Origin of the sequence: Nostoc flagelliforme FACHB-838, assembly GCF_014698065.1 — a bacterium.
Taxonomy (GTDB): Bacteria; Cyanobacteriota; Cyanobacteriia; order Cyanobacteriales; family Nostocaceae; genus Nostoc; species Nostoc flagelliforme_B.
Window position 1 is genome coordinate 1 of the sequence record NZ_JACJSI010000199.1, and the last position, 10,746, is coordinate 10,746.

A 10,746-nucleotide genomic window follows, 5' to 3' on the forward strand; every position below is an offset into this window, starting at 1 on the left:
ATGTCGCCACTAACAATTCTCAGAATTGAGAAACTAAAAACATTCGGCAACGTTGCCGGAAGTGATGACCATGTTACCAGGAATAGAGAAACACCCAACGCAGATCCAACTAAAGAGAATGTCCGGTTAATTGGGGGAGAAGACGAACGCGCCCTAGAGGAAATAGTTAAAGAAAAGATTGCCACGCTCAAGCATCGCCCTCGGCATGATGCAGTGTTATGCACCGAAATGTTTCTCTCGGCATCGCCTGAATATTTCCGCCCGTTAAATCCATCCCTTTCTGGGCAGTGGTCTGATTCACTTATGCAGCAATGGGCGATCGCATCTCGTGACTGGCTAGCTCAAAACTATGGTTCAAAGTGCGTCAGGGCAGAACTTCACCTAGATGAAAGTACCCCACACATTCACGCCTACATCGTGCCATTGAATGAAAAAACTGGCAGAGTCAGTCATGACGCGATGTTTGGCGGCAGAGGTGGACAGGGAAGAATCAAGTTATCCAAACTCCAAGACAGTTATGCTGCTGCACTCGCTCCTTTGGGCATTGAACGGGGGGTCAAGGGCAGTAAGGCAACCCACACCAAAGTCAAAGAATATTACCAAGCGGTTAACAGTGAACCACTCACCGCAGTCATTACAGATAACCAATTAGCGCCCACACCGTTTGAATCAGCTAGTAGTTATGTAACCAAGATTCAGTCAGATGAACAGTTCCAAGCGATTAACCACCAACTGGCTGACCGCAAGTTCATGGAACAGCGATTGGAGAGGGCAGAACAACGGGCTAGGGCCAGCGAGAAGGAGCGACAACGGCTAGAAGAAATTGTGCGTTCGCTGGAATTGAAAACCCAACAACTGCGCGACTTGCCCTTGGAGGATGTCGCCTGGGAGTTGGGGTTACACCATGATGAAGGAAAATGAAGGGTCACGGTAACATCATTAATATAGATGGGCCCAAATTCTACGATTTCGCCCCCGATCAACAAAAGGGATCAGGCGGTGCAATTGATTTGGTGATGCACGTTAATGACTGCAATCTGCGGCAGGCGGTCGTCTGGTTACATGAGCGATTTGGTGAGTCGGGGGCAGAACGAGCAGCGATCGCAAAAACTCGTCAAGTGGCTGCTGAGATTATCCAGTTAGAACCGCGAACCCCGTTTAAGCTACCAGTTGAGGATAAAGCTCTTTGGCAAGCAGTTCACAACTACCTGACCCAGAAACGGGGAATACCTGAAAATTTTGTGGAACTTCTGCATAAAAGGGGGTTAGTTTACGCTGATGACCAGCAAAACGCTGTGTTCGTGATGCGGAATCTTGGCGAAGAACCCCAGGCAATAGGAGCGTTCCTGCGGGGGACACGGGGCGAAAACAACACTTTCAAAGGTTACAAGAAAGGGACTAAGCGGCGTGAGGGCTGGTTTCACTTCCGCTTAGGCGGACAGCCAACTTCACCTGTAGAGAAAGTGGTGCTTTTAAAATCGCCCATCGATGCCGTGTCTTTTGCCATGCTGGAATATCAGCTTAGAGGCGACGTGCCACCCAATAGAACTTTGTACATGGCGGTAGATAATCCCAAAAGCTTACCAGTAGAGCAATTGCAGCATATTCCTAATGTGCAGTTGGCTTTTGATCCAGACGATGCTGGCAATGCAGCTGCACGAGTTGTTAAGGAACTGCTGCCACAGTCCAAGCGGCTCAAGTGCAAAGCTGACGATTGGAATCAGCAGCTTATTGATTATGGGCAGCAGTTAAGGCAACAGCATCAGCAACAGCAGGAGCAGGAGCAGGATGATGAATTGAGTCTTTAATAGTCAGTGTTCTAGTAGTGAACTGTACAGTCCCCTTTTGTAGTATTAATGTAGCTGGTTGGTACTTCTTTTTGATGAAAGTGATTTGAAATTTACTTAAATCATCATTTTTCGCTCCAAAAAACTTTCCGCCAAAGATGGCGTACTGTGCGTCAGAAAATGACATTAATTTTTGGCTGGAGCATAATATCACTATGACATTTGAAAATGCAGAAATTCTGGCATTTTCCATTGATTTGCCATTACTGTGCCATACCCATGCCATTGGTATGCCATAATTCTGCCAGTTTTAACCCTAATTCTCAATAGTGATAATTAGTTGAGAAATGAATTTTCAAAATTCCATTCATTTGCCATTGAGATGCCATTGGCGTGCCATAAATTTGCCATAATGGGAGCCAATTTTTGATAATACATAAAGAAGCCATAATTCTGCCATTGGAGTAAGTTTTTAGTTCGTATACGAAGTTTTTTTTCGACGAACTCTCTACCGCGCACCTCAATACGATAGTGGTCAACAATCTTCTAGATAAAAAGCCGACGCAAGTAAGATGCCTCATGTATCTCATAAGAACTTGTGGCTGTTCCTTGGCTTGACTGCCATTCGACAAACACCTCTGAGCCGTCGTCCGAAACCTCCTCGACTACACCGTGCCACAAGTATTTCAAATCATCAGTCGCGGCGGCGGCTACCAGATCACCTACTTTGAAAGTTACCTGGGATAAGATCGCTGATGGCGTTGGTTTTTCAGCAAGATCCTTTTTTAGCTGGTGTATTTTCTTCTGGTAGTGCTTAGGTAACATATCCCAGATCAGCTTTTTAATATCTTCCGTCCTACCCTTCATCAGCCTCTCTATCTGATACCAATTGTTATATGCCGCTAATTGGCACAAGGGAACTAAAAGCGCATGAGCCAAAATTTCTCTTAGTGAAAAACCAATTTCTAGAATATCTAGTGCTACTCTAATTTCTGCTAGCTGAATATCGGATTGTTGATGGATCAGTTCAGTTAACGAATGGATAAACTTTTTTTCTCGGTTTGGGAGATTCTTGAATCTACTGCCTAATTTGCGAATTTTCACTATCTGCTCAAGGATCTCGAACCGACATTCTGAAGGAATTTCGCGGTACTCCACCTCTAGATCAAATTCCTCTTTCTTCTCCTGATTCGGGGTAATATCACTGCTAGAAATTAGTTGCCAAGTTACAGGTTTACTGCAATTGGGGCACGGTGTAGTTAAGAGGGTTTCAAAAGTTTCGCTTTGAGGATTCCAGACCATTTTGCTAGTGATTCTTGCCGACATCGGCTTGAAAACGTGATGGCAGTACCCACAATTGCGTACTCCTGGCGAATTCTTATCTACTGATTCTGGCTTGAGGCTCCAATGGCGATGTTGGTCAGGTGTACCCAGCCTATACCAATTTTCAGTCTGGTCAACTAAGATGGCATACTCCTTACCTGACGCTGGTCGCAGCGCACGCCCAAGCATTTGTAGCCACAAGCTAATTGAAGTTGTAGGTCTAGCACATTGCACCACATCAATGTCTGGGCAATCAAAGCCCTCGGTTAATATTCCACAGTTGCTTATGATCTGCGTTGAACCTGTTCTAAATCTTTCTAAAATCGCTTTACGTTCACCCGTGGGTGTTTCTCCATCGAGATGCTCCGCAGCTATGCCGTTTTTTTGAAACTGTTCGGCTATCGCCTGACTATGAGACACGTTAACTGCAAAGACAACGGTTTTTTTCCCAAAACAATAATCTTGCCAGCACCTCACTACATCTTCAGCTTTTATCTTGGTTGCAGCCCGTTCTAATTCTTTGATTGTAAAATCTCTACCCTTTGGGGTGAACAATCCCAGTTTGGCAAAACCCCCAATCATTTTGAATTTACACAAGTGTCCCTCTGCTATCAACTGCCCAGTTGTAGCACCAACAACCAGTTTTTCAAACAAGTCTTCAAAGCCATAACCATCAATTCTTTGGGGTGTTGCGGTCACTCCTAAAATTTGGGCATCTGGATACTGAGCAATCAATTGACGATAGCTGTTTGATGCCGCGTGGTGTGCTTCATCTATGATGATTAAATTAGCTTCGGGATATTTTTTCCGACGTGCCAAAGTTTGAATACTGCCAACTTGAATTGGTGCATCAACATTCGGTTTATATCCAGCTTTGATGATTCCTGGAATAATGCCGGTTGCTGCTGCCAGCTTCTCAGCAGCTTGGATAATTAGTTCTTCTCGGTGGGCTACGACTAACACTCCTTGGTTTTTACGAGTGAATTCGCTAGCCAGTGCAGCAAATAAAACTGTCTTGCCTGCGCCTGTTGGCATCACAGCTAATTGCTTATGACTACCTTTGCGCCAGTTGGCTTCAATTTTCGCTTTACAAATCTCCTGATAGTCTCGCAGCTTCATAAGCTCAACTGAGTGCTTTAATGCTCTCCTTATCTACTTTATACTTCCCAAAAAAGGGAAATTTTCAGACGCAACGCGTAAGCCAACCTTGAATGATGGGGCACTATTAACATCATCCTCAAGCTGAACGTTGAGATTATTGACGCATAAGGAAAATTTCTCTTAATGGCATCAAATCTAAATTGATTTTAATGGAGACAGGTATTGCTGTTAGCAGCCCTATATTCATGGTTTTCCATCTAATCAAGTATTCTCAAAAATCGGTGTTCTAGCTCTTGCGCCTTCACTCACCTTGGTTACCAGTATTTTTTTGAGTTTTCGTCCTGGTTCAAGTTCACAAAACTCTATTACTTCCGATTCAAAAGGCTTGCGGTAATACTTGGTAGCGAAGGGATGATGAAAAAACCATTCACGATCCGCATCCATCTGTTCATCAGCCAAATATCCCATCTCCGGGTGCATTTTTAAGACTCGTGGAGAATTAACAGGCTCATTCATTGGTGTTACCTCGCTTTAGTTGTTTAACTGTCTTGCGCTCAAGAGGTGTCAACTCTTTCCAAACAGCAGATTTAAATTCATCAGTCCACTCTTCTAACAGTTCATCAATCATCTCCCACGACTGATCTTCAATGCTCTCCCTAATCAGTTCAGCATTAGCGATAACTTCATCCGTTCCACCTGCATTGAGGGGGGTGTCACAGGTGTCACCATTCGGCTCTTGTTCCTGTTGAATATTGGTTTCTTGCTGTAACACCGCCACATCACCTTGTGGACAGACTCCTGCTAAATCATCGATCGCTTGCTCCTCTGCCACTTCCATTGTCAATAAGCTATTTGGCATAGCAATAAGCTCATCTGGCACAGCAGTTGACACACCACCTAAATCTGCTGTAGTGCTTGGTGCCACGTTATCGCACACCACCCACACCAATTCAGAGTCATTCTCCTTATTAGCAGGTGAAACATTGGTGTGAGTGATTTGATTTTGGTCTGACGAGTCAGTGTTTAATTCAATGTTTAAGTCAATGTTTGATGAGGTGTTTAATTCCGTAGTTGATTTTTTTTCTAAATCTCCTAAACTGGTGTGGTTGGTGTGGAAGTCTTGATTTATAAGGATTTCTTGGTGTGGCAGTTGGGGTGGATCTGCTGTGGAATTAGAGCTTATTGCTATGGGTGTGTCAGTTATTGACATTGGCACATCATTAAAACTAATTCCTTGCAGTGCCTGTAACTTCCGTTTCCCGGATGGGTGGGGGACGGTTACTAACTTGGCTTTGGGGAATAGTGTTTTAAATCTGGCTATGACTTGGTTGATGGCCTTAACTGTTTTATCACTAGGCTTTGACTGTTCCTGCCAAATCGCTTTTACCTTGCCAGTGCTGGATTCATCAAAGGACAAAGTACCGTTGTCGATGTACCAATTTTCTAGGCGTGACCACAGGTCAAATGCTGTGACGATGGCATCCGACTTGTAACCCAGCCCTGTATCTTTAGAAAATTGGAATAAGTGAGAGTTTTCGGCTTGAATATCCTCTAATGCTTGCTGAGTACAGCTATAGTCAATCCCCTCTTCTATCAATGCCTGTAGCCCAGCAATCATCTTATTTAAAAATGCTGGGGCCACACACTCACGCACAAAATCCAAGTCATAAGAGAATCTGGGATCTGCTAGTAACTCGTTTGGGTTGTTTGGGTCAGGATTTGACTTAAATGTTTTGCTAAAAACTAGGGCTGCGATGCGGTCAGTAATTGCTTGAATTGTGCCGTGCAGTGCCGGGGTTTCATTCAAGTTGAAGATACCGATCCCTTCGGGGCTAAATTCGATATGGTCTTTCCCCTTGCGCTCTGAGTGTAAGACGTTACCAGTGGCAAAGAGTTTGAGCGATTGAATTTTATCTAGTCGTGCTGTCTGTGGATTCTCTGATGCCCAATTTACCCGACTGTTGACCAGGGGAAAGAGTGAAAATTTCCGTCCTTCATCATAAGCAGCAAAGTCAGCTAAGGAACAGCTGGTCATACCTTGCTCACCGTAAATGATAGATACTACCTCCCGGATGGAATCTTTCCCATTTGAACCCAATCCACAGGCCAGTAATAGCTTAGTTTCCCGTCCTCGACGCTTGCGGACTTCCTTTAGATCAAGACTCGCCCCCAGGTTTCGTAATAAAACTTGTTGTTGAGGCGAGTCTAAACATGACAGTAAGCGATCGCAATGTCTGGGGTCGGCTTGAGGGTCATACTTCACCAATGGCGGATATGTAAAAAAGTGTTTATCTGGGTCGTGTTCAACTAAAACTGGCTTTGGTTTGGGGGCTGCCCAATCAACACCTAACACGCCATTAGTACAGTTAACCCCTGGTGGATTAAGTAATTGCGGGTCAATTTCTACTCGCAGCTTCACCCACTCCAGCAACTCTTTAACTTTGCTAGGTTTGGCATAAGGGTGGGTAATGACAAAGTTCTTGCCAGTTTTCTTAATAACTTGATACGAATTGCAATAACTCGTAATGCGTGGACGCTCAACTGAATCAGGTGAGTGTTTGTAGTGCAAGCCATCCCAGCAATACAGCAGGCCATCTGCACAAATCCATTTGCGATCGCGGTAAAGGGTGTTAAAACCTTTTTGCAGGAATGTGCTGTCCGGCTCATCGTCGTCGAAAGTAGCAACATCTACTGAGTCTACATTTTCTGATGATGATTGAGCATCTGCTGTAATTTCTTCTATCTGCTTTAACAGTAAATTCGCTAATTCATCGCCTGTCATGCCCGATTCAAAAATATCTGCTACATCTCCTTTATTTTGCAGATCCGGTTTGATTAAAAGCAAGTCGATGGCAACAAAAGCTACTCCAGCTTGGGCGCAAACCTCTTTAATTCGCTCTTGCTTCTTCCATCCGGTTTCATCATGATCCGCGCAATAAGCTAGTAAAAAATCTTTACCCGTAGAATGCTTGATTTGGGTCAATGATTTTCCGATGTCACCGTCAGAGCAGTTACCTACCCAAGTAATGCTGGCTAAACCTGACAATCTGGTAGCTTCTACGCACTTTTCCCCCTCATGGGCTAGTAGTACCGGGATGCCATCTGTGGATTTGATAATTTCGATCGCTTCGTCCTGTTTATAAGCAGGCCAATAACCTTCTTTCTTCCATGTAGCTTTATTGGTTGTGGGGTCAATTCTGCTGACTGAGAAGGTTTTGACTCTGCCTTTGTCTAAGGCTGCACAGGGGCATTCAAATCTGTGCGATTTGCGCCCGTTGCCATAGTCGTATTCAATAACGGTAATTTGTTTTAATTCTTTCGGTGTGGCTCCATCATCTGATAGCTTGAAGCTGACGGACTTGGGGACGAAATCGGGTGTTATGGGTTGTGGTGTGGTGATTTCACTCCTCAACCTGCATATTCTTAACTCTGATGGATCTAGGTTTAAAACCTTGGGTAATGCTGCTGGTTTTTTCGCTTTTAGTGGTTTGAGTCCCAATTGTTGCGTGTAACCAAGTTTGTTCTCTTCTACTACCTCACTCCAAGGTTTGATTGCTTCTCTAATATCAGGGCATTGACAGTTATTAAAACACTGGTATTTCCCATTACTAGGGTTGATGCCTAAGTTATGCCCACCGCAAGCTGGGCAGATGTATTTATTTTTCTCTTTGGCTGGTTCTAGCTGGTCTACAAAATTGCGAATATCAAAGGAGGCGAGTGCTTGTTGTGTGGTCAACATTAGCGAATACCTCCGATTTGATTCAATTGTTGAAAATTAGCTAGTACAAAAATCGCTGTATTGTCTGTGTAGCAAGTGTCTTCGAGGAATTGAAGGCAGTTAGTTAGCGTGTGATTACTTATTTCTGACAGCAACTGTTTTGATGCTGTAATATAGATACAATGCGCCCTGACGATGTTACCGATGCAATTGCGGTAACGTTTGTTGTAAACTTGTAGTCTAAGCATATTAAATTTTATTAAATCCGGGTCTTCCCGGTATGAGTGAACAAACAACGCTGAATCCGCCAAGATAGGGCGTTGTTAAGAACTAAAAGCTCTCGGTTATAGCCGGGGGCTTTTTGCTAATGTTGTCAGGATTATAGCACTATGGTCAGAGTGCTATTTATTTTTAGTTGACTCAGGACTGTTTTCTTCCAGCCATTTATCAAGAAGACCTTTTAGCACTTCATCCATAGTTGTTTTTAACTGTATACAGGCTATTTTGAAGCGATCGCGCTTTTCTTCCTCTACTCGAAATCGTACAAAAACCTGCTTGTTTGAATCACTCATAGCAAAATATTTTTATAGCAAATTAGCAATACTTTACTATTTTCACAAAATAATTAGCATATCCAATTAAATGAATTAATAGCACTATAACTTTTGTGCTATAGTGCTATTAAGGTAAAAACGCCACGGAATGACCAAACCTGCATTAGATGGGATAAGTGCCAGTGTGCCACCGCATCATTGCATAGATAGTCAAAACCAAAGCAGCAAGCCTATTTCATAACTTTGTCAATTAAATATTTTGAGGATTTTTCCGATGACAGATTTGGCAGTTCATACCGAAAATGCCAACACTGGGCAAAAAGGTACACTCACTATCGTTGCTGGTTACGACCTCGGTAATTCCAGTATTAAATTTGTATCATCAGACCGCCAGATAAGATTTCCCAGTTATTTAGAGAATTGCTACTACCGTCCTACAGAGACTCCCACAGAAGGTTACGTTGAGTACCTAGAGGGTGATGCACTAACTAAACTGGACTACAAGCAATGGTTATCGGGTTATGCAGCTTACGATGCCAATCCGAAAAACCATCTTCGGGTTACTGATGATGCTACTGCAAAGGTGAGTCAATCGCTGAAACATTTGCTAGCAGTGCTTTCCTACTACCCTTATAAAGCTTCAATTGAGTTAGTAATCTGTGCATCTTTGCACGAAAGAGGCGATTTAGAAGATCAGCTGATTGAAGCACTCACTGGCCGCCATGTCGTCAAGTTTGGCGGTAAGATTTGCCCCACCGAGGTCAAGATCCATGTTTTGAAGGTTTACGACGAAGGTCACGCAGCGATCGCCGCCTTTGCCCAGAACTTGAACACCAGTAAACAAAACGTAATTGTTGACATAGGGAATCGGACAGTTATTGCCACTTTGATAGGTTCCAAAGGACATCTAGCTAACCGAAAGACTTTTGATAACGGTGTGGAAGAGTTGATCCGAATGATTTCGGTCAACCCAGACTTTAAGAATCGCTTGGTAGGCGAGATTGCAATGCCGCACCTTATCCGCCAGGGACTAGAAAGCACTGACAAGCCCTTTTGGTACGGCAAACAGTTCAGTTTTCAAGATGTCTACCAAAAAGAGTTAGCGCCTTGGGTACAAAAGTCCCTAGCGCCAGTATTCAAGTTTATCCACCCTTGGAAGATTAATGCAGATGTCTGCTTAATTACTGGGGGAGGCTCACGACTGTCATCAGTGAGTGAAGCACTTCAGGCTAAAGGGTTCGTGGTAGCAGATAACCCAGTGTGGGCAAACGCGATTGGGCTTGAACAATTAGCAAAGATGATTCATTTAAGGAGTGTGAATGAACAGCAATGAAAGCATTCGGGTAGTGATTCGTAAGCCCTACCACCCATTACTAAAAAAGCTTGCACAACAAATGAACTTAGACGATTACGGGGAGGTGATTAACTTCCTACTTTTAGAATTCCAGCGAAATGGGTACAACTTCCAAGCTGAACAACCGACTGATTCTAAGCTCCAACAACAAGACGAAAAAGATTTAGTTAACAATCTCGCTGCAATGTTCTAGCCATGAAAATCAACAAAACACTTGGATTATCTGTTGCTGCCCTTGGCTTTCTAGCCCTTGGCTACTTCGGAGTGCAGTACTTCGGTCGTAACAATATGTTCACTATCGCCGCAGCCGTGGGAGGTGCAGGTGCAATCAGCTATGTACTTCAGAAACCGAGTCAACCAGAAGCGCCAACCGCACCGATAAAAGCTCAAAGGAAAAGGAAAAAGTCATGAGCCACCAAGACACCCAAAAGACACAACCATCACTAACAACAACCGAAATCATGACCATCATCCTGGGTTGCGAACAAACTCTTAGGTTTGTGCAAGCATCTCCCAATTACAAGCAAATCGAAGCGTCTGAGCGGTTCAGCACATCGAATGACCTGCGTCTGGGTGATGCTGTTCAAGCCTTGATGGAGATTCACGAAGCAATCCTAAATATCGAGTTCTATTCCCAAATTGAGGGACAAACTTATGCTTTCAATGACAGCCTTACAGCGTAACCACCTGTACCAATTCCGTGGTCAACAACTCCGCTACAGCCATCGTTCTAATTGTGGAGTCAATGCACCTTTCGTTTTTAACGACTCTAAGGGCAGACGCAAAGAATTAAGCAGTGCGATTCGTTACTAAGTAAAAATGCTTAATAAGCATATAGCCTAGTCAGTGAAACTAGGAGCAATCCTAGCACTGAACTCTCAGACTGATGTGGGTGAAAGTCCTACCCGC

Annotated in this window: 11 protein-coding genes; 7 read left to right on the plus strand and 4 right to left on the minus strand. The window is 43.8% G+C overall.

The genetic code is table 11. The features are described from left to right. Positions 1-921, plus strand: a 921-nt coding sequence (gene mobV, locus H6G97_RS53565; protein WP_242055803.1) for a MobV family relaxase, incomplete at its 5' end; no start/stop codon positions are given. Beyond that, positions 918-1,808 carry a DUF3991 and TOPRIM domain-containing protein gene (locus H6G97_RS53570; protein WP_242055804.1) on the plus strand — a complete coding sequence of 297 codons (891 nt, stop codon included), beginning with the start codon at positions 918-920 and terminating at the stop codon, positions 1,806-1,808. The genes mobV and H6G97_RS53570, both read left to right, overlap by 4 nt. A gap of 525 nt (positions 1,809-2,333) precedes the next feature. On the opposite strand, the gene H6G97_RS37000 is transcribed toward H6G97_RS53570, so the two are convergent. The 4 genes from H6G97_RS37000 to H6G97_RS37015 all read right to left on the minus strand — a co-directional run bounded on the left by H6G97_RS37000 (position 2,334) and on the right by H6G97_RS37015 (position 8,501). Then, positions 2,334-4,229: a DEAD/DEAH box helicase gene (locus tag H6G97_RS37000; protein ID WP_190945684.1), complete on the minus strand. Its 1,896-nt coding sequence runs from the start codon at positions 4,227-4,229 to the stop codon at positions 2,334-2,336. Positions 4,230-4,472: 243 nt separating this feature from the next. Further along, complete coding sequence (locus tag H6G97_RS37005) at positions 4,473-4,727, minus strand: hypothetical protein (protein WP_069073797.1); 255 nt, start codon at positions 4,725-4,727, stop codon at positions 4,473-4,475. Then, a complete protein-coding gene (locus H6G97_RS37010) occupies positions 4,720-7,950 on the minus strand; it encodes a DNA primase family protein (RefSeq protein ID WP_190945686.1) in 3,231 nt (1,076 codons plus the stop codon). Before H6G97_RS37010 ends, H6G97_RS37005 begins: the two co-directional genes overlap by 8 nt. 380 nt (positions 7,951-8,330) lie before the next feature. Continuing rightward, the gene (locus H6G97_RS37015) at positions 8,331-8,501 is read right to left on the minus strand and encodes a plasmid partition protein ParG (RefSeq protein WP_084227340.1); all 171 of its coding nucleotides are present in this window, start codon (positions 8,499-8,501) and stop codon (positions 8,331-8,333) included. Between the two features lie 256 nt (positions 8,502-8,757). On the opposite strand from H6G97_RS37015, the gene H6G97_RS37020 reads away from it, so the two are divergent. Genes H6G97_RS37020 through H6G97_RS51950 form a run of 5 tightly spaced genes read left to right on the plus strand, consistent with a single transcriptional unit; the run spans position 8,758 to position 10,650 of the window. Further along, a complete protein-coding gene (locus tag H6G97_RS37020) occupies positions 8,758-9,816 on the plus strand; it encodes a ParM/StbA family protein (RefSeq protein ID WP_084227344.1) in 1,059 nt (352 codons plus the stop codon). Continuing rightward, on the plus strand, positions 9,803-10,030 hold the full coding sequence (locus H6G97_RS37025) for a hypothetical protein (RefSeq protein ID WP_190945688.1): 228 nt from the start codon (positions 9,803-9,805) through the stop codon (positions 10,028-10,030). The genes H6G97_RS37020 and H6G97_RS37025 overlap by 14 nt, the downstream gene beginning before the upstream one ends. Positions 10,031-10,032: 2 nt before the next feature. Then, positions 10,033-10,248 carry a hypothetical protein gene (locus H6G97_RS37030; protein WP_190945690.1) on the plus strand — a complete coding sequence of 72 codons (216 nt, stop codon included), beginning with the start codon at positions 10,033-10,035 and terminating at the stop codon, positions 10,246-10,248. Then, positions 10,245-10,520, plus strand: a complete 276-nt coding sequence (locus H6G97_RS37035; protein WP_190945692.1) for a hypothetical protein — start codon at positions 10,245-10,247, stop codon at positions 10,518-10,520. Before H6G97_RS37030 ends, H6G97_RS37035 begins: the two co-directional genes overlap by 4 nt. Continuing rightward, positions 10,501-10,650: a hypothetical protein gene (locus tag H6G97_RS51950; RefSeq protein ID WP_206759145.1), complete on the plus strand. Its 150-nt coding sequence runs from the start codon at positions 10,501-10,503 to the stop codon at positions 10,648-10,650. Before H6G97_RS37035 ends, H6G97_RS51950 begins: the two co-directional genes overlap by 20 nt. Positions 10,651-10,746 lie beyond the last annotated feature (96 nt).